The sequence below is a fragment of the Leclercia sp. UBA7405 genome, from assembly GCF_037152215.1.
Classification (GTDB): Bacteria; Pseudomonadota; Gammaproteobacteria; order Enterobacterales; family Enterobacteriaceae; genus Enterobacter; species Enterobacter pneumoniae.
In genome coordinates this window covers 27,014-45,145 of the sequence record NZ_JBBCMR010000003.1, presented here as the reverse complement: position 1 = coordinate 45,145, position 18,132 = coordinate 27,014, and the positions used below count along the sequence as shown (strand labels likewise).

The following is an 18,132-nucleotide window of genomic DNA, read 5'->3' as shown; positions in this document are numbered from 1 at the left end:
TCTCTAAGATCCCCTCTCCCTGTGGGAGAGGGTTAGGGTGAGGGGAAAACCCCGCGCTACGCTTTCCCCGCTTTCGCCAGCTCTTTCACCAGCGGCAGCATAATACGCACCACATCGCGACTGCGGTGTTCTATGCGCTGCGGCAGGGTTTTATCAATGTACTGCTGATTATCCAGTCTCACGTCATGCCAGCTGGTGCCATCCGGGAACGCTTTCGACTTCGCCCGTTGCTGGTAGCCATCTTTTTTACCCAACGACCAGTTGGTTGCTTCAACATACAGCACCGGGATCCCGGCCTTATCAAACACCTCACCATCGTTGCAGCAACCTGTTCCTTTCGGGTAGGCCGCATTGCCACCGGGGTTGGTGGTGGCGAAAATGCCGTGCGCACGGGCTAACGTCAGCGCGCGGTCCCGGGTGATCTTACGCACCGGGGCCGGGGTGGTTTTGCCGCTATTAAAATAGAGTTTATCGCCCACGATTAAGTTATCGAGATTGATCACCAGCAGCGTATTTTTTTTCTCTTTCTCGCTCATGCGATTCAGTACATTTTCGGCCCCAAGTCGTCCTTCTTCTTCGCCGCTGGTGGCAATAAAGCGCACGCTATACTGGGTCGGAATATCTTTCAGGCGTTCTGCCAGCTCCAGCATCACCCCGACGCCGGCTGCGTTGTCATCAATCCCCTGTAGCGTTAAGCCGCCCAGGTTGTTATCCACATCGTTATCGCTCATCGGCGCGAAAGTATCGAGATGGGCGAGAATAATAATCTGCTGTGCCGTTTCGCCCTCGTGCGCTGCAATCACCGTGCTGCCGATGACGTTATGCCAGTTTTGCGTACGATTGCGGGAGGTATAGATATAGCGGCTGTGGAAGGTACGGATATCACTCTGATACCCCATTCCGGCGAACTGCTGACGCACATAATCGGCGGTAAGCATTTCGGCGGGCGTTCCGGTCATGCGTCCTGGAAACACGGTGGCAATGTGTCGTGCCTGTTCGGCGGCCATTTCACCAAAAGGGTGGGTTTTTGCCTGAACGGGGAAGATACAGCAAACGCCGAACGCCAGGGCAGCGATACGGTGGCGCATTGCGGAAAACATAGGGGAGTCCTTAAAAACAGAGCAAAAAATTTGACGCGCCTAGTATGAAACTGTGATCGGCCTTACACAATTTGATTTGCTCTTAAATACCCGAAAAATCGCGCGTTAAGCACTTTTTGATATTAGCTTTTTCAGGGCGTTATTCCATTGAGTAACTACTCATTCCAATTCGTAATTTCATTCGATCTTAGCCGCCCCCTATAGTCCCACTATTCCTGATTGTTAGTGAGTTGTAGCACTGTGGACTACCTGCCGTTATTTGCTGCCATTAAAGATCGACCCGTGCTGGTTGTTGGTACGGGCGAGGTCGCCGATCGTAAAATTGCCTTTTTACATAAGGCAGGTGCGCGCGTGCAGGTCATTACCGGTGCCGAATTCGAGCCCAGCATGCTCGATCACGTGGTACTGGTCATCGCCGCAACGGACGATCGCGAGCTGAACCGCCAGGTCTTTAATGCCGCGAATGCCCGTCACCGTCTGGTGAACGTGGTGGATGACCAGCCGCTGTGCTCGTTTATTTTCCCCTCTATCGTTGACCGCTCGCCCCTGCTGGTTGCCATCTCTTCCGGTGGCAATGCACCGGTGCTGGCGCGTCTGCTGCGTGAAAAAATAGAGGCCCTGCTGCCAGCGAACCTTGGCCGCATGGCCGCGGTAGCGGGCCAGTTTCGTGAGCGTCTGAAAACGGTGATTACCACCACCGACGGTCGCCGTCGCTTCTGGGATCGCGCTTTCCGCGGCCGCTTCGCCAGTCTGATGGCGGCGGGTAATCAGGCCGAAGCGGAACAACACCTGGAACGCTCACTCGCCTCCGGGCAGGGGGCAAATGGCGAAATTATTCTGGTCGGCGCCGGGCCGGGAGATGCCGGGTTGCTGACCTTGCGCGGTTTACAGGTGATCCAGCAGGCTGACGTGGTGTTTTACGATCACCTGGTTACCGACGGTGTGCGCGAGCTTATTCGTCGCGACGCCGAGCAGATCTGCGTGGGTAAACGGGCGGGAGAGCACTCTATTCCGCAACATGAAACCAACCAGATGCTTATTGCGGCAGCCAAAGCGGGTAAAACCGTGGTGCGCCTGAAAGGGGGCGATCCCTTTATCTTTGGTCGCGGCGGTGAAGAGCTGCAGGCCTCGGCGGAAGCGGGCGTCCCGTTCCAGGTGGTGCCGGGCATCACGGCCGCCTCGGCGGTAACGGCCTATGCCGGTATCCCCCTTACGCATCGTGATTTCGCCCAAAGCGTCACCTTTGTCACCGGGCACTACAAAGCCGACAGCACCCCCTTCGACTGGTCGCAGCTGGCGCAAAGTCGTCAGACCCTCGCTATCTACATGGGCACCATGAAAGCGGCGGATATCAGCGAACAACTGATTCAACACGGTCGCGATGCAGCAACGCCCGTTGCCGTGATCTCTCGCGGCACGCGCGCCGATCAGCATGTCGCCATCGGCACATTACACAACCTTGCAACCCTGGCGAAAGACGCCCCTATGCCCGCCCTGATTGTGGTGGGTGAAGTGGTGCAGCTGCATAGCACGCTCGCCTGGTTCCAGCACACAACCGAGACGGAAGGCTTTGGTTCTTCTGTTGTAAATTTGGCTTAAGGAACGGTTATGGACCAAAAACGACTTACTCACCTGCGGCAGCTCGAAGCGGAAAGTATTCATATCATCCGCGAAGTGGCCGCCGAGTTCTCCAATCCGGTGATGATGTACTCCATCGGCAAAGATTCCAGCGTGATGCTGCACCTGGCGCGTAAAGCGTTCTATCCAGGCACGCTGCCGTTCCCGCTGCTGCACGTGGACACTGGCTGGAAATTCCGTGAGATGTATGAATTCCGTGACCGCACCGCCAAAGCCTACGGCTGTGAGCTGCTGGTGCATAAAAACCCGGAAGGGGTGGCGATGGGGATTAACCCGTTCGTGCACGGCAGCGCCAAACATACCGACATCATGAAAACCGAAGGGCTGAAGCAGGCGCTGAATAAATACGGTTTTGACGCGGCCTTCGGCGGCGCGCGCCGTGACGAAGAGAAATCCCGCGCGAAAGAGCGTATCTACTCCTTCCGCGATCGTTTCCACCGCTGGGACCCGAAAAACCAGCGTCCGGAGCTGTGGCACAACTACAACGGCCAGATTAACAAGGGCGAAAGCATTCGCGTCTTCCCGCTCTCCAACTGGACCGAGCTGGATATCTGGCAGTACATCTATCTGGAAAATATTGAAATCGTTCCGCTGTACCTGGCCGCAGAGCGTCCGGTACTGGAGCGCGATGGCATGCTGATGATGATTGATGATGACCGTATCGACCTGCAACCGGGTGAGGTGATCAAAAAACAGATGGTGCGTTTCCGTACCCTCGGCTGCTGGCCGCTGACCGGCGCGGTGGAATCTCACGCGCAAACGCTGCCGGAGATCATCGAAGAGATGCTGGTCTCCACCACCAGCGAGCGACAAGGCCGCGTCATTGACCGCGACCAGGCAGGCTCCATGGAGCTGAAGAAACGTCAGGGTTATTTCTAAGGAGCCGCCATGAACAGCACAATTGCACAACAAATTGCCGACGAAGGCGGGGTTGAAGCCTACCTGCATGCTCAGCAGCATAAAAGCCTGCTGCGCTTTTTGACCTGCGGCAGCGTCGATGACGGGAAAAGCACCCTGATTGGCCGCCTGCTGCACGACACACGCCAGATTTATGAAGATCAGCTCTCGTCGCTGCATAACGATAGCAAGCGTCATGGGACTCAGGGCGAAAAGCTCGACCTGGCGCTGCTGGTGGACGGCCTGCAGGCGGAGCGTGAGCAGGGCATCACCATTGACGTGGCCTATCGCTACTTCTCCACCGAAAAGCGCAAATTTATTATTGCCGATACCCCGGGGCACGAGCAGTACACCCGCAACATGGCGACTGGTGCCTCCACCTGCGACCTGGCCATTCTGCTGATGGATGCACGTAAAGGGGTGCTGGACCAGACTCGCCGTCATAGCTTTATCTCCACGCTGCTGGGGATCAAACACCTGGTGGTGGCGGTCAATAAAATGGATCTGGTGAACTTCAGCGAAGAGACGTTCAACCGTATTCGTGAAGAGTATCTGACCTTTGCCGAGCAGTTGCCGGGCAGCCTTGATATCCGTTTCGTGCCGCTCTCGGCGCTGGAAGGGGATAACGTCGCCTCCCAGAGCGCAAATATGCCCTGGTATAGCGGCCCGACGCTGCTGGAAGTACTCGAGACCGTAGAGATCCAGCGTGTGGTCGATACCCAGCCAATGCGCTTCCCGGTGCAGTATGTCAACCGGCCGAACCTCGACTTCCGCGGCTTCTCTGGCACGCTGGCGTCCGGCTCTGTGCAGGTAGGCCAGCGCGTTAAAGCGCTGCCGTCCGGCGTGGAATCGGCCATCGCCCGCATTGTGACCTTCGATGGCGATCTCCAGGAAGCGGGGGCGGGTGAAGCCGTAACTCTGGTACTAAAAGACGAAATTGATATCAGCCGTGGCGACCTGCTGGTGGATGCCCAGGAAAGGGTAAAAGCGGTGCAGGGCGCTGCCGTGGATGTGGTGTGGATGGCTGAACAGCCGTTGACCGCAGGCCAGAGCTACGACATTAAAATCGCGGGCAAGAAGACCCGTGCCCGCGTGGACGGTATTCAGTTCCAGGTGGATATCAATAATCTTACTCAGCGCGATGTCACTGAACTGCCGCTGAACGGTATTGGTCTGGTCGATCTCACCTTCGACGAACCGCTGGTGCTGGACGCTTATCAGCAGAATCCGGTCACGGGCGGTCTGATCTTCATTGATCGTCTGACGAACGTCACGGTAGGCGCGGGTATGGTACGCCAGCCTAATGAAGAGGCTGCCGTCGTCTCTGAACTCAGTGCCTTTGAACTGGAGCTGAACGCGCTGGTGCGCAAGCACTTCCCACACTGGGGCGCACGCGATCTGCTGGGAGGCAAGTAATGGCGCAACATGATGAGAACGTCGTCTGGCATCCTCATCCGGTTACCGTCGCGCAACGCGAACAACTCCACGGTCACCGTGGGGTTGTGTTGTGGTTTACCGGGCTTTCGGGCTCGGGTAAATCGACCGTTGCCGGGGCGCTGGAGGAGGCGCTTCACCAGGCGGGGGTCAGCACCTATCTGCTTGATGGCGACAATGTACGCCACGGCCTGTGTCGCGATCTGGGCTTTAGCGATGATGATCGCAAAGAGAATATTCGCCGGGTCGGTGAGATGGCCAGCCTGATGGCCGACGCCGGGCTGGTGGTCCTGACGGCCTTTATCTCTCCGCACCGCGCCGAGCGGCAGATGGTACGCGAGCGCGTGGGTAACGACCGTTTTCTGGAGGTCTTTGTCGATACGCCGCTGGCCGTATGTGAGCAGCGCGATCCGAAGGGCCTGTATAAGAAAGCGCGCGCGGGCGAGCTGAAAAACTTCACCGGAATTGATGCCGTTTACGAAGCGCCTGAAACGCCTGAAATTCACCTGCAAGGTCAACAATTGGTAACAAATTTAGTAGGCCAATTATTAGACCTGCTCAGACAGGGCGATATTATCAGATCCTGAGACGGTATCGGGCTTAGGCTTCCCCGATGTGTCATGGTACAGGATTAGCGATGCGTAACAGCGAAAATTACATTATCACCAGGTCGGAAACAGTAGCGACTAACGACGAGACGACCTGGTCTTTCCCTGGGGCGATCGTCGGCTTTATCTCGTGGCTTATGGCGCTGGGCATTCCGTTTCTGATTTACGGCAGTAACACGCTGTTTTTCTTCCTCTATACCTGGCCTTTCTTCCTGGCGCTGATGCCCGTCGCGGTTGTGGTCGGCATTGCGCTGCACTCGCTGCTGGATGGCAGACTGCTTTATAGCGCCATCATCACCATTGTGACGGTCGTCGTCCTGTTCGGGCTGTTATTTTTGTGGCTCATGGGATAAGTTCAGCCATAATTCAAACCGTAACCAACTATGTGCAATGGTGTGCTGGCGCGAATCTGCGGAAAAAATGTGGTACATTTGCCCGCGATGTTGCGGCATCTCTGTAGCCCCAGAGTAGAGTCGTGGGGAAAGTTATGGGATGATGATGCCGTTTTTCAGGGGGCAGGATGGGTAAACTTACGCTGCTGTTGCTGGCTTTGCTGGTCTGGCTTCAGTATTCGCTGTGGTTCGGTAAGAACGGCCTTCACGACTATAGTCGCGTCAGCGATGACGTGACGGCACAGCAGGCGACAAACGCTAAACTTAAAGCGCGCAACGATCAACTTTTTGCCGAAATTGATGACCTCAATGGCGGGCAAGAGGCGATTGAAGAACGTGCACGCAATGAACTCAGTATGACTAAGCCGGGCGAAACCTTCTATCGTCTGGTTCCGGATGCGTCTAAACGCAACCAGGGCTCTGTACAAAACAATCGATAATTAGCCCGGGATGACGACATGGCAGTAACTTTTACGGACGTATGCGCCGTTGTACCGGCCGCCGGGTTCGGCCGACGCATGCAGACAGAGTGTCCTAAGCAGTATCTCTCAATTGGCGATAAAACCATTCTTGAACACTCCGTGGCGGCGCTGCTGGCGCACCCGCGGGTGTCCCGGGTGGTGATCGCCATCAGCCCAGGCGATGCGCGCTTTGCCGCGCTCCCGCTGGCAAACCACCCGCAAATTACGGTCGTTGATGGCGGCGCAGAACGCGCCGACTCGGTGCTGGCCGGTATTCAGGCCGCCGGTGAGGCCGCATGGGTGCTGGTGCACGATGCGGCGCGCCCTTGTCTGCATCAGGACGATCTGGCGCGACTGCTGGCGCTTAGCGAGACCAGCAAGGTCGGGGGCATTCTGGCCGCGCCGGTGCGTGACACCATGAAGCGCGCTGAACCAGGCCTTGCATCCATTGCCCATACCGTAGAGCGCGTTGATTTGTGGCACGCGCTGACCCCGCAATTTTTCCCTCGCGAGCTGCTCCACGCCTGCCTGACGCGCGCCCTGAATGAGGGTGCAACCATTACCGATGAGGCATCGGCGCTGGAGTATTGTGGTTTCCATCCCACTCTGGTTGAAGGACGCGCTGATAATATCAAAGTGACGCGACCGGAAGATTTACAGCTGGCGGAATTTTATCTTACCCGTTCGACCCCTCAGGAGAAGGCATAATGCGAATTGGACATGGTTTTGACGTACACGCCTTTGGCGGTGAAGGCCCAATTATCATTGGCGGCGTACGCATCCCCTACGAAAAAGGACTGTTGGCCCATTCTGATGGCGACGTGGCGCTCCATGCCTTAACCGACGCGCTGCTGGGCGCGGCGGCGCTGGGTGATATCGGCAAACTCTTCCCGGACACCGACCCGGCATTCAAGGGGGCCGACAGCCGCGCGCTACTGCGTGAAGCCTGGCGCCGTATTCAGGCCAAAGGTTTTACCCTTGGCAACGTCGATGTCACCATCATCGCGCAGGCACCCAAAATGTTGCCGCATATCCCACAGATGCGCGTGTTTATCGCTGAAGATCTCGGCTGTCACATGGATGATGTCAACGTCAAGGCCACCACCACCGAGAAGCTGGGCTTCACTGGCCGTGGTGAAGGCATTGCCTGCGAAGCAGTAGCCCTGCTGGTGAAGGCGGCAAAATGATCGAATTCGACAACCTCACTTATCTGCACGGTAAGCCGCAAAGCACGGGTTTACTAAAAGCCAGCCCGGAAGATTTCGTGGTGGTGGAAGATCTCGGCTTTGAGCCGGATGGGGAAGGCGAGCATATCCTGGTGCGGATCCTGAAAAATGGTTGTAACACCCGTTTCGTGGCCGACGCACTGGCAAAGTTCCTGAAGATTCATGCCCGTGAAGTGAGCTTTGCCGGGCAAAAAGATAAACATGCCGTCACAGAGCAGTGGCTCTGCGCGCGCGTTCCGGGCAATTCGATGCCGGATCTCAGTAAGTTTGAGCTTGAAGGTTGTAAGGTACTGGAGTACGCCCGCCATAAACGCAAACTGCGCCTCGGTGCCCTGCAAGGAAATGCGTTTACGCTGGTGCTGCGTGAAGTCAGCGATCGCGCCGATGTCGAAAAACGTCTGGCAGCCATCAGCGCCCAGGGCGTGCCTAACTACTTTGGTGCGCAGCGTTTCGGCATTGGCGGCAGTAATCTGCAGGGGGCGCTACGCTGGGCGCAGAGTAACGCGCCGGTTCGCGACAGGAATAAACGCAGTTTTTGGTTGTCTGCGGCCCGCAGTGCGTTGTTTAATCAGATTGTGAGTGAAAGGCTGAAAAAACCAGACGCGAATCAAGTTGTTGTCGGCGATGCGCTACAATTAGCGGGGCGCGGCAGCTGGTTCGTGGCCACGGCTGAAGAGATGGCCGACCTGCAGACGCGCGTCGGAAACAAAACGCTGATGATTACCGCACCGCTTCCGGGCTCCGGAGAGTGGGGAAGTGTGGGCGACGCGCTGAGCGCGGAGCAATCTGCTGTGGCAGATGCGCAGGAATTACAATCTTTGCTGGTGCGGGAAAAAGTGGAAGCGGCACGCCGGGCGATGCTGCTCTATCCGCAACAGTTGAACTGGAACTGGTGGGATGACGTAACGCTTGAGTTACGATTCTGGCTGCCGGCAGGTAGCTTTGCCACCAGTGTTGTCAGGGAACTTATCAACACTTCGGGTGACTATGCGAATATTGCTGAGTAACGATGACGGGATCCACGCCCCAGGCATACAGACACTGGCCAGGCATCTGCGCGAGTTCGCAGAGGTTCAGGTTGTTGCTCCCGATCGTAACCGCAGCGGTGCCTCTAACTCATTAACGCTGGAGTCATCGCTTCGCACCTTTGCTTTCGATAACGGCGACATTGCCGTGCAGATGGGCACACCGACTGATTGCGTCTTCCTTGGGGTGAATTCCCTGATGCGTCCGCGACCGGATGTGGTGGTCTCCGGCATCAACGCCGGGCCAAACCTGGGCGATGATGTCATCTACTCGGGTACCGTTGCCGCCGCAATGGAAGGCCGTCATCTCGGTTTTCCGGCCCTGGCGGTCTCACTCAATGGTCACCAGCATTATGATACGGCCGCTGCCATCACCTGCACGATTTTACGTGCCCTGAGCCGTGAACCACTGCGCACCGGGCGGATCCTGAATATCAACGTGCCCGATTTACCGCTCGACCAGATTAAAGGCATACGCGTTACCCGCTGTGGTAGCCGCCATCCGGCGGACCAGGTCATCCCACAGCAGGATCCGCGTGGTAATACGCTCTACTGGATCGGGCCGCCGGGCGAGAAGTGCGACGCCGGGCCCGATACCGATTTTGCTGCCATTGATGAAGGCTATGTCTCGATTACACCACTGCACGTAGATTTAACCGCTTACAGCGCGCAGGATGTGGTGTCAGGCTGGCTGGATCGTGCCGGGGTGAACGAGCAATGGTAAGTCAACGTGTACAAAGCCTTCTGAATCAATTACGTGCTCAGGGCATTACCGATGAGAAGGTGCTTGATGCCCTGGCTCAGGTACCGCGCGAGAAGTTTGTCGATGAGGCGTTTGAGCACAAAGCCTGGGAAAACGTCGCGTTGCCCATCGGGCAGGGGCAGACAATTTCGCAGCCCTATATGGTTGCCCGCATGACCGAACTGCTGGAACTGACACCGGAGTCCCGGGTGCTGGAGATTGGCACCGGTTCTGGCTACCAGACCGCGATCCTGGCGCACCTGGTGCACCATGTCTGTTCAGTGGAGCGCATTAAAGGGTTGCAGTGGCAGGCGCGTCGTCGCCTCAAACAACTTGATTTACATAATGTTTCAACACGTCATGGCGATGGCTGGCAGGGTTGGCAGGCACGCGCCCCGTTCGACGCCATCATTGTCACGGCGGCACCGCCCGAAATCCCGACAGCACTGCTATCGCAGCTGGATGAGGGCGGTATTCTCGTTTTGCCGGTGGGCGATGAACAGCAGCTATTAAAGCGTGTTCGTCGGCGCGGCGACGAATTTATCATCGATACCGTGGAAGCCGTGCGCTTTGTCCCTCTCGTAAAGGGGGAGCTGGCCTGAGACTCAGATTTTTCCAGGGTTATTCAGGCCAATTCAGCGTATCGTGGGGCGCAAAAGATTCGTGCCAACACGGATAATATTAAGTCACTGGTAGTTAACACATTCCTGGGGGATAAATGAGCGCGGGAAGCCCAAAATTCACCATCAGCCGTGTCGCGGCATTATCACTGGTTTCACTCTGGCTGGCTGGTTGTTCTAATTCAAACAATCCCCCTGCGCCGGTGAGCTCAGTTGGCGGCAATAGCGGTTCAGGTAACACATCCAGTGGAATGCTGATTACTCCTCCACCAAAGATGGGTAACTCTACAGCGCAGCAAACTCCGCAGATCCAGCCTGTTCAACGTCCTGTTGTCCAGCCGACGCAGATTCAGCCAGTGGAACAAGCTGTTCAGACCGAAAATGGCCGCATAGTATATAACCGCAAGTATGGGAACATTCCGAAAGGCAGCTATACCGGTGGCAGCACCTATACCGTTAAGCGCGGCGATACCCTGTTCTATATCGCGTGGATCACCGGGAACGATTTCCGCGATCTCGCCCAGCGAAACAACGTACAAGCCCCGTATGGACTGGAAGTAGGCCAAACGCTGCAGGTGGGCAATGCCACCGGTAAACCTCTGACGCCGGGTAACAGCGTTTCTGCGGCCGACGTCACCGCGCAAAATAACAGTGTGACCCCTGCACAAAAATCAAGCACAGTGGTTGCTTCACAACCTGTAATTACGTATTCTGAGGACTCAGGTGAACAGAGTGCTAACAAGATGTTGCCGAATAATAAGGGTACTGCGACCGTTGTCACAGCACCGGTTACGGCACCTGTGGTTAGCTCTACCGAGCCCACTGCCAGCAGTGTAACGTCCAGCTCGCCGATCTCTTCATGGCGCTGGCCGACTGACGGCAAGGTTATCGAGAACTTCTCTTCCTCCGAGGGGGGAAATAAAGGGATCGATATCGCGGGGAGTAAAGGACAGGCTATCATCGCGACCGGAGACGGACGTGTTGTGTATGCCGGTAATGCACTTCGCGGTTACGGTAATCTTATTATCATCAAACACAACGATGATTACCTGAGTGCCTACGCCCATAACGATACGATGCTGGTCCGGGAACAACAAGAAGTTAAGGCGGGGCAAAAAATCGCTACCATGGGTAGCACCGGAACCAGTTCTACACGCTTGCATTTTGAAATTCGTTACAAGGGGAAATCCGTAAACCCGCTGCAGTATTTGCCGCAGCGATAATTTGACGAGACATGCCAGTCAGGATGTTTCGTTCAGGGATCACGGGTAGGAGCCACCTTTATGAGTCAGAATACGCTGAAAGTTCATGATTTAAATGAAGACGCGGAATTTGATGAGAACGGAGCAGAGGCTTTTGATGAAAAAGCCTTAGTAGAAGAGGAACCCAGTGATAACGATTTAGCTGAAGAAGAGCTGTTATCGCAGGGCGCCACACAACGTGTGCTTGACGCGACTCAGCTTTACCTTGGGGAGATTGGTTACTCCCCACTGTTAACAGCCGAAGAAGAAGTTTATTTCGCGCGCCGTGCATTGCGTGGTGACGTAGCCTCACGCCGTCGCATGATTGAGAGTAACTTGCGTCTGGTTGTGAAGATTGCCCGTCGTTATAGCAATCGTGGTCTGGCTCTGCTGGATCTGATTGAAGAGGGTAACCTGGGGCTTATCCGTGCTGTTGAGAAGTTTGACCCAGAACGTGGGTTCCGTTTCTCAACCTACGCAACCTGGTGGATTCGACAGACCATCGAACGGGCAATCATGAACCAAACCCGTACGATTCGCCTGCCGATTCACATCGTGAAAGAGCTGAACGTCTATCTGCGTACTGCACGCGAGTTGTCCCATAAGCTGGACCACGAGCCAAGTGCAGAAGAGATTGCCGAGCAGCTTGATAAACCGGTTGATGACGTAAGCCGTATGCTGCGTCTCAATGAGCGTATTACCTCGGTTGACACCCCACTGGGTGGCGATTCCGAAAAAGCGCTGCTGGACATCCTGGCCGATGAAAAAGACAACGGCCCGGAAGACACTACGCAAGACGATGACATGAAACAGAGCATCGTTAAATGGCTGTTCGAACTGAACGCCAAACAGCGTGAAGTGCTGGCACGTCGTTTCGGTTTACTGGGGTATGAAGCTGCGACACTGGAAGACGTCGGCCGCGAAATTGGCCTGACCCGTGAACGTGTTCGTCAGATTCAGGTAGAAGGTCTGCGTCGCCTGCGTGAAATTCTGCAGGGGCAGGGTCTGAATATCGAAGCGCTGTTCCGCGAATAATTACCCTTTCGTCAAAAAAGGCCCGTCGTGAGACGGGCCTTTTTCTTTTGTGCTACCCCTGCGTCGTTTCGTGCAACAGACGCCAGGTGACTCCAGCGCCTTCCTGATTAAGCACCGCGGTTGACCAACGTACGTTGACAGGCTGGTCCGGACGGGTTTGCGTCTCCCGGTAGTGCAGCACCGCGCCACCTTCCCATTCCTGCACCGTAGCGAGTTCATCGATAGCTATTTTCAGGCCGTGGCGACTGCCGCGCTGGTTTTGCAGGAAGCCGGCCAGTGCCGCATGGTCCAGATGAGTGCCGCCCGGTGGAATCATCATAAAATCCGGCCGGAAGCGGGCGAGCAGGGCGGTGATGTCGCCTTCGCCTTCTCCAAGCCACTGCTCGAGCGCAACGTGAAGATCAATAATTTCTTTTTCGTACGGGGTCATGATTTCTCCTGTTGAAGCTGCATCAGCACCTTCGCATTGTTAAGACGAATAACGGTCAGCAGGGGCAGTAAGGTTACGCCAGCGGCAAAAATAAAAGTACTGTGCCACGCCGTAATCGGCGGCAGGTAGTGCTGCGCCAGGCTAAGTAGCGCGGCCAGCACTAACGCCCCCAGAAAAAAACTCAGTTGACGGTTCAGGTTCCACAGCGCGCTGGCATCCGGCATCGCATCATGCGGGATGGTCAAAAACGCGCTGCTTTGCGCCGTGCTGCTGCACAGGCTACCGCCCGCACCCATAAGCGTAAATGCCAGCACCGGCAGTGCGAGCGGGCTCTCCGGGCCGACAGGGACAAGAAGCGCCATTCCCGTGGCCTGCAAAAGAGAGCCGAGGATAATCAGCGGTCGGGGACCCAGACGGTTGAAGTAGCGTCCGGTTGATGCGATCGCCACAAAAGAGGCCAGTGACCAGGGCAGCATCAGCGCCCCCGTTTCGGCAGGCGTCAGTCTGGCGACGCTTTGCAGGTAAAACATGCCTATCACGTTCACGCCAATGAACGTGCCGGGAATGCACAGGTAGACCAGCATAGAAAACCGCAGCAGCGGATCTTTCAGCAGCGGGAGATGAAGCAGTCGTCGCGTCACGATCTGCTGTGGTTTCTCGTCACGAAGCCATAGCCAGGCCAGCGTAATTGCGAGGGCAGCGACGGGCAGAGTAGCAAAAAATATCCATCGCCAGCCGAGCGTCTGCACCAGCACGCCACCCAGTGCGGGTGAGCATGCCGGTGCCAACAGCGCCACCAGCATAACCGCCGAAGAGAGCCTGGCACGTTCGTGCGGCTTAAACTGCTGCCACGCCAGCGCCTGCCCAACCGGTATCAGCAGTCCGCCGCCAAGCCCCTGCACGACGCGCCAGGCGATGAGGCTGTCGAGTGTGGACGCCAGCCCCGCGGCGGTAGAAGCGGTACTAAACAGTAAAAGCGATAGCAGGATCAGGCGTTTGGGGCCGAGCAGGCGCGCCAGCATGGCGCTGAAGGGAATGACCAGCGTTAGCCCGGCAATATAGCCATTACTCACCCAGGCAAGTGCGGAAGGCGTGGCGTCAAACGCCCGGCCCATTGCTGGAAAGGCCACGCTGGCGATGAACATGTTAATCAGGTCGAGAAAAAAACCGAGCAAAAATACAACGGCAACCCTGGTGCGATAGGTCATGGGAACTCCTCCAGTGAGGCCGTATCGTAGCGGGCGGAAGAGAACAGATAAACGCGACAAAGCGCGATATACTGTCAAAAAAATTTTGACAATAAAAGGCTGACGATGTTGAATTTGCAGCGTACAGGGATGTTTGTGGCGGTGGTGGAGAGCGGGAGTTTTACCGCTGCCGCAGATGTTATGGGGTTAACAAAAGCGGTTCTCAGTTTCAATATTCGCCAGCTCGAAGATGAGCTGGGCGTTACGCTGCTGCTACGATCCACTCGTCGGCTGCGCTTAACCGAAGCCGGGGAGCTGTTTTACCAACGTAGCGTGGCGCTGCTTCAGAACGCGGAGAAACTCGCGGATGATGTGCGCGCCAACCATGCCGGGCTGACGGGGGAACTGCGTATTACCAGCACTCCCGAATATGGGGCGAAGGTGGTGGTGCCCCTGCTGGCCGAATTTAGCCTTCAGCACCCGGAGCTGCGCGTGCGGCTGGTATCATCTTCGCTGCACAGGGATCTTATTTCTGAACGTTTTGATGTCGCCATTCGGCTTGGGACGCTTGCAGATTCGCGCTACCACGCCGCGCTGATTTCGCAGTTTGCCATCTTGCCCGTAGCATCCCCGGCGTGGCTGCAGGCCCATCCTGTGGGATCACCAGAGGCGCTGGCTCAGGCTGACTGGATCATTCATGAACGCGTCGCTTCACCGCTGCGCTGGCAGCTACGTAACGCTGCCGGTGAGAGCGTCATGCTGGAGATAAAAAAAGCCCCGCGATTATATGCGGACAGCGCGCAGGCATTAATGGCCTTTGCCCTGGCCGGTAGCGGTGTGGCGCTGTTGCCTGCGTGGCTGGCACAAAGCGCGCTGGAGGAGGGGCAACTGCTCCCCGTTTTACCGGAATACACTTTTGCCCAACAGGGCATCTATGCGGTCTATCCTGATGCCCAGCATGTTTCAGCAAAGGTGCGCACGTTTATTGATTTTATGCGTACCCGGGTTAACGCATTATGATCCTGATTTTGATGCTTGCCGGGTACCGCTCAGGTTCTTCTCTGTGAAGGTACCCTTCCAGCGCCCTCACCAAGCGCGGATAAAAAGAGAAAGCAGCGATGATGGTCGGTATGATTATGCTCGCCATTTTCCAGGCGGCAGGTTCTCTGCGGCTCCGCCGGTTCGCCGGCATCGCCTTGTGCTTATGGTCATGACGGTGAGAGCCAGCGGTTCCACTTCTGGCTGCCAGAGAGTGATATGTGTTACTGCGGGTGAGTTGCCGTTGGGCGCGTCGCTACAACTGCCGCTGAAAAACGGTCGTGACAGATGGACAAAGCACAACGGCAACTTCGGTGTCATGCCGATTAGTCAGCACGGTGGGATCGTTCCGTTCACCTCATGTTCAGCGGAGTGTGGCATTACACCACCCGTGAACGTGACAAGGAGGACCGGCCGTGTATGAACCGGTCACATAGGTTACAGATCTGAGTCAATCGGCCCGGAGACCGCTGAGCCCTAAACCAGGCTCTTCAACCGGTAGATCCACTCCAGCGCCTGACGCGGTGTCAGTGTATCCGGGTCGAGATTCTCCAGCGCCTCAACGGCAGGCGACGTCTCTTCTGCCGGCGCAAGCAACGACATCTGCGTACCATCTATCTGGGTTGCCGCCGCGTTTGGCGACAGGCTTTCCAGCTCGCGCAGTTTCTGCCGTGCCCGTTTAATCACCTCTTTAGGCACCCCTGCCAGCGCCGCTACCGCAAGGCCGTAGCTCTTGCTGGCCGCGCCATCCTGCACCGTGTGCATAAAGGCGATAGTATCCCCATGCTCCAGCGCATCCAGATGCACGTTCGCCACCCCTTCCATCTTTTCGGGCAACTGGGTTAGCTCGAAATAGTGGGTTGCAAAGAGCGTCAGCGCCTTGATTTTGTTTGCCAGGCTTTCAGCGCAGGCCCACGCCAGCGACAGGCCGTCGTAGGTTGAGGTTCCGCGGCCAATTTCATCCATCAGCACCAGGCTGTTTTCCGTCGCATTGTGCAGAATATTGGCGGTTTCGGTCATCTCCACCATAAAGGTGGAGCGGCCGCTGGCCAGGTCATCTGCCGCACCCACGCGGGTGAAAATGCGATCGATGGGGCCGATCTCAACTTTTTGCGCGGGCACGTAGCTGCCGATATAGGCCAGAAGCGCAATCAACGCGGTCTGGCGCATATAGGTACTTTTACCGCCCATGTTCGGGCCGGTAATGATCAGCATACGACGCTGAGGCGACAGGTTAAGCGGGTTGGCAATAAAGGGCTCATTGAGCACTTGTTCCACCACCGGGTGGCGACCTTCGGTGATACGAATGCCAGGCTTATCGCTAAAGGTGGGGCAGCTGTAGTTCAGCGTATCGGCACGCTCCGCCAGGTTAACCAGCACGTCCAGCTCTGCCAGCGCGCTTGCGCTGAGCTGCAGATCGCCCAGATGCGGCATCAGCGTATCGAACAGCTCGTCATAAAGCTGTTTTTCCAGCGCCAGCGCTTTCCCTTTGGAGGTCAGCACTTTGTCTTCGTACTCTTTTAGCTCAGGAATAATATAGCGTTCGGCATTTTTGAGCGTCTGGCGGCGGACATAGTGGATAGGCGCCAGGTGGCTCTGCCCACGGCTAATCTGGATATAGTAACCATGAACGGCGTTATAGCCGACTTTCAGGGTATCCAGGCCCAGGCGTTCGCGTTCGCGGATCTCCAGTTTATCGAGATAATCCGTTGCACCGTCTGCCAGCGCGCGCCACTCATCCAGCTCTTCGTTATAGCCAGGTGCGATAACGCCACCGTCGCGCACCAGCACCGGCGGGGTTTCAACCACAGCACGCTCCAGTAACTCGCGCAGCTCGCTAAATTCACCCATGGTTTCACGCAGCTTTTGTACTGGCGCACTCTCAACCTCAGCCAACTGCGCCCGCAGGGTGGGCAACTGCTGAAAGGCATGGCGCATACGGGCTAAGTCACGTGGGCGAGCGGTGCGCAGCGCAAGACGGGCAAGGATACGTTCGAGGTCGCCTACCTGGCGCAAAACCGGCTGCAGTTCGGTAAAACGATCCTGCAAGGCGGCAATAGTCTGCTGACGACCGACCAGCGTTGCGGTATCACGCACCGGCATGTGCAGCCAGCGCTTAAGCATACGGCTCCCCATAGGGGTGACAGTACTGTCGAGCACCGAGGCCAGGGTGTTTTCAACGCCCCCGGCCAGGTTCTGGGTGATCTCGAGATTGCGACGGGTGGCGGCATCCATAATGATGCTGTCCTGCTGGCGCTCCATGGTAATAGAGCGGATGTGCGGCAGAGCCGTGCGCTGGGTGTCTTTCACGTATTGCAGCAGACATCCCGCCGCGCAAAGGCCACGTGGCGCATTTTCGACACCAAAACCAATGAGATCGCGGGTGCCAAACTGCAGGTTGAGCTGCTGACGGGCGGTATCGATCTCAAACTCCCACAGGGGGCGACGACGCAGGCCGCGACGACCTTCAATCAATGCCAGCTCGGCAAAGTCTTCGGCATACAACAGTTCCGCAGGGTTGGTGCGCTGCAGCTCTGCCGCCATGGTTTCACGGTCGGCCGGTTCACTCAGACGAAAACGCCCGGAGCTAATATCCAGCGTGGCGTAGCCGTAACCTTTGCCGTCCTGCCAGATAGCGGCCAGCAAATTATCTTGCCGCTCCTGCAGCAGGGCTTCATCACTGATGGTGCCTGGGGTGACGATGCGCACCACTTTGCGCTCAACCGGCCCCTTTGAGGTCGCCGGATCGCCAATCTGTTCGCAAATGGCTACCGACTCACCCTGATTAACCAGCTTCGCCAGATAGTTTTCCACCGCGTGGTGGGGAATGCCCGCCATCGGGATCGGCTCGCCTGCAGAGGCGCCGCGTTTGGTCAGCGAGATATCGAGCAGCTGCGATGCGCGTTTCGCATCATCATAAAAAAGCTCGTAAAAGTCGCCCATCCGATAGAACAGCAGGATCTCTGGATGCTGGGCTTTCAGCTTCAGATACTGCTGCATCATCGGGGTGTGAGCGTCTAAGTTGTCGGTAGTGGTCATGGAGTGATGATGTCCATTT

At 56.7% G+C, this 18,132-nt stretch carries 18 protein-coding genes; 14 read left to right on the top strand and 4 right to left on the bottom strand.

The genetic code is table 11. The annotated features are described in order from the left end of the window. Positions 1 to 56: 56 nt before the first annotated feature. The gene (locus tag WFN75_RS15495; RefSeq protein ID WP_046886155.1) at positions 57 to 1,100 is read right to left on the bottom strand and encodes an aminopeptidase; all 1,044 of its coding nucleotides are present in this window, start codon (positions 1,098 to 1,100) and stop codon (positions 57 to 59) included. Between the two features lie 240 nt (positions 1,101 to 1,340). Between WFN75_RS15495 and cysG the strand changes: the two genes are divergently transcribed. The 13 genes from cysG to rpoS all read left to right on the top strand — a co-directional run bounded on the left by cysG (position 1,341) and on the right by rpoS (position 12,419). Then, a complete protein-coding gene (cysG, locus tag WFN75_RS15490; RefSeq protein WP_336996606.1) occupies positions 1,341 to 2,699 on the top strand; it encodes a siroheme synthase CysG in 1,359 nt (452 codons plus the stop codon). Positions 2,700 to 2,708: 9 nt separating this feature from the next. Next, positions 2,709 to 3,617: a sulfate adenylyltransferase subunit CysD gene (gene cysD, locus WFN75_RS15485; RefSeq protein ID WP_040074253.1), complete on the top strand. Its 909-nt coding sequence runs from the start codon at positions 2,709 to 2,711 to the stop codon at positions 3,615 to 3,617. Between the two features lie 9 nt (positions 3,618 to 3,626). Beyond that, positions 3,627 to 5,051 carry a sulfate adenylyltransferase subunit CysN gene (cysN, locus tag WFN75_RS15480; RefSeq protein ID WP_263616801.1) on the top strand — a complete coding sequence of 475 codons (1,425 nt, stop codon included), beginning with the start codon at positions 3,627 to 3,629 and terminating at the stop codon, positions 5,049 to 5,051. Continuing rightward, the gene (gene cysC / locus WFN75_RS15475; RefSeq protein WP_212476393.1) at positions 5,051 to 5,656 is read left to right on the top strand and encodes an adenylyl-sulfate kinase; all 606 of its coding nucleotides are present in this window, start codon (positions 5,051 to 5,053) and stop codon (positions 5,654 to 5,656) included. Before cysN ends, cysC begins: the two co-directional genes overlap by 1 nt. Positions 5,657 to 5,706: 50 nt before the next feature. Next, entirely contained in the window at positions 5,707 to 6,030 is a 324-nt protein-coding gene (locus WFN75_RS15470) for a DUF3561 family protein (RefSeq protein ID WP_046886152.1), read from the top strand. A 167-nt stretch (positions 6,031 to 6,197) separates the two neighbouring features. Then, positions 6,198 to 6,509 (top strand): cell division protein FtsB, encoded by a 312-nt coding sequence (ftsB, locus tag WFN75_RS15465; RefSeq protein ID WP_040074257.1) that lies wholly within the window; start codon positions 6,198 to 6,200, stop codon positions 6,507 to 6,509. A gap of 18 nt (positions 6,510 to 6,527) precedes the next feature. Further along, complete coding sequence (gene ispD, locus WFN75_RS15460) at positions 6,528 to 7,238, top strand: 2-C-methyl-D-erythritol 4-phosphate cytidylyltransferase (protein WP_040074258.1); 711 nt, start codon at positions 6,528 to 6,530, stop codon at positions 7,236 to 7,238. Continuing rightward, the gene (ispF, locus tag WFN75_RS15455; protein ID WP_207292320.1) at positions 7,238 to 7,717 is read left to right on the top strand and encodes a 2-C-methyl-D-erythritol 2,4-cyclodiphosphate synthase; all 480 of its coding nucleotides are present in this window, start codon (positions 7,238 to 7,240) and stop codon (positions 7,715 to 7,717) included. Before ispD ends, ispF begins: the two co-directional genes overlap by 1 nt. Next, positions 7,714 to 8,763, top strand: a complete 1,050-nt coding sequence (gene truD, locus WFN75_RS15450; protein WP_040074260.1) for a tRNA pseudouridine(13) synthase TruD — start codon at positions 7,714 to 7,716, stop codon at positions 8,761 to 8,763. Before ispF ends, truD begins: the two co-directional genes overlap by 4 nt. Beyond that, a complete protein-coding gene (surE, locus tag WFN75_RS15445; RefSeq protein ID WP_336996452.1) occupies positions 8,744 to 9,505 on the top strand; it encodes a 5'/3'-nucleotidase SurE in 762 nt (253 codons plus the stop codon). The genes truD and surE overlap by 20 nt, the downstream gene beginning before the upstream one ends. Next, a complete protein-coding gene (locus tag WFN75_RS15440; protein ID WP_040074262.1) occupies positions 9,499 to 10,125 on the top strand; it encodes a protein-L-isoaspartate(D-aspartate) O-methyltransferase in 627 nt (208 codons plus the stop codon). Before surE ends, WFN75_RS15440 begins: the two co-directional genes overlap by 7 nt. Positions 10,126 to 10,241: 116 nt before the next feature. Continuing rightward, entirely contained in the window at positions 10,242 to 11,366 is a 1,125-nt protein-coding gene (gene nlpD / locus WFN75_RS15435) for a murein hydrolase activator NlpD (RefSeq protein WP_040074263.1), read from the top strand. A 60-nt stretch (positions 11,367 to 11,426) separates the two neighbouring features. Further along, entirely contained in the window at positions 11,427 to 12,419 is a 993-nt protein-coding gene (rpoS, locus tag WFN75_RS15430) for an RNA polymerase sigma factor RpoS (protein WP_039029959.1), read from the top strand. Positions 12,420 to 12,471: 52 nt separating this feature from the next. Here the strand turns inward: rpoS and WFN75_RS15425 are convergent, their stop codons facing one another. Beyond that, a complete protein-coding gene (locus WFN75_RS15425; RefSeq protein ID WP_212476386.1) occupies positions 12,472 to 12,849 on the bottom strand; it encodes a DUF4440 domain-containing protein in 378 nt (125 codons plus the stop codon). After that, positions 12,846 to 14,057 carry an MFS transporter gene (locus WFN75_RS15420; protein ID WP_336996451.1) on the bottom strand — a complete coding sequence of 404 codons (1,212 nt, stop codon included), beginning with the start codon at positions 14,055 to 14,057 and terminating at the stop codon, positions 12,846 to 12,848. The genes WFN75_RS15425 and WFN75_RS15420 overlap by 4 nt, the downstream gene beginning before the upstream one ends. A gap of 105 nt (positions 14,058 to 14,162) precedes the next feature. Here WFN75_RS15420 and WFN75_RS15415 point away from each other — a divergent pair, with 105 nt between their 5' ends. Beyond that, positions 14,163 to 15,056, top strand: coding sequence for a LysR family transcriptional regulator (locus WFN75_RS15415; RefSeq protein WP_207292315.1), 894 nt, complete (start codon positions 14,163 to 14,165; stop codon positions 15,054 to 15,056). A 495-nt stretch (positions 15,057 to 15,551) separates the two neighbouring features. Here the strand turns inward: WFN75_RS15415 and mutS are convergent, their stop codons facing one another. Next, a complete protein-coding gene (gene mutS, locus WFN75_RS15410; RefSeq protein WP_212476379.1) occupies positions 15,552 to 18,113 on the bottom strand; it encodes a DNA mismatch repair protein MutS in 2,562 nt (853 codons plus the stop codon). Between the last annotated feature and the right edge of the window lie 19 nt (positions 18,114 to 18,132).

Excerpts from the sequence above, each read along its gene's own strand:
- WFN75_RS15495 (WP_046886155.1), bottom strand. The coding sequence starts at position 1,100 with ATGTTTTCCGCAATGCGCCACCGTATCGCTGCCCTGGCGTTCGGCGTT.
- cysD (WP_040074253.1), top strand. The coding sequence starts at position 2,709 with ATGGACCAAAAACGACTTACTCACCTGCGGCAGCTCGAAGCGGAAAGT.
- cysN (WP_263616801.1), top strand. The coding sequence starts at position 3,627 with ATGAACAGCACAATTGCACAACAAATTGCCGACGAAGGCGGGGTTGAA.
- cysC (WP_212476393.1), top strand. The coding sequence starts at position 5,051 with ATGGCGCAACATGATGAGAACGTCGTCTGGCATCCTCATCCGGTTACC.
- WFN75_RS15470 (WP_046886152.1), top strand. The coding sequence starts at position 5,707 with ATGCGTAACAGCGAAAATTACATTATCACCAGGTCGGAAACAGTAGCG.
- ftsB (WP_040074257.1), top strand. The coding sequence starts at position 6,198 with ATGGGTAAACTTACGCTGCTGTTGCTGGCTTTGCTGGTCTGGCTTCAG.
- ispD (WP_040074258.1), top strand. The coding sequence starts at position 6,528 with ATGGCAGTAACTTTTACGGACGTATGCGCCGTTGTACCGGCCGCCGGG.
- ispF (WP_207292320.1), top strand. The coding sequence starts at position 7,238 with ATGCGAATTGGACATGGTTTTGACGTACACGCCTTTGGCGGTGAAGGC.
- truD (WP_040074260.1), top strand. The coding sequence starts at position 7,714 with ATGATCGAATTCGACAACCTCACTTATCTGCACGGTAAGCCGCAAAGC.
- surE (WP_336996452.1), top strand. The coding sequence starts at position 8,744 with ATGCGAATATTGCTGAGTAACGATGACGGGATCCACGCCCCAGGCATA.
- WFN75_RS15440 (WP_040074262.1), top strand. The coding sequence starts at position 9,499 with ATGGTAAGTCAACGTGTACAAAGCCTTCTGAATCAATTACGTGCTCAG.
- nlpD (WP_040074263.1), top strand. The coding sequence starts at position 10,242 with ATGAGCGCGGGAAGCCCAAAATTCACCATCAGCCGTGTCGCGGCATTA.
- rpoS (WP_039029959.1), top strand. The coding sequence starts at position 11,427 with ATGAGTCAGAATACGCTGAAAGTTCATGATTTAAATGAAGACGCGGAA.
- WFN75_RS15425 (WP_212476386.1), bottom strand. The coding sequence starts at position 12,849 with ATGACCCCGTACGAAAAAGAAATTATTGATCTTCACGTTGCGCTCGAG.
- WFN75_RS15420 (WP_336996451.1), bottom strand. The coding sequence starts at position 14,057 with ATGACCTATCGCACCAGGGTTGCCGTTGTATTTTTGCTCGGTTTTTTT.
- WFN75_RS15415 (WP_207292315.1), top strand. The coding sequence starts at position 14,163 with ATGTTGAATTTGCAGCGTACAGGGATGTTTGTGGCGGTGGTGGAGAGC.
- mutS (WP_212476379.1), bottom strand. The coding sequence starts at position 18,113 with ATGACCACTACCGACAACTTAGACGCTCACACCCCGATGATGCAGCAG.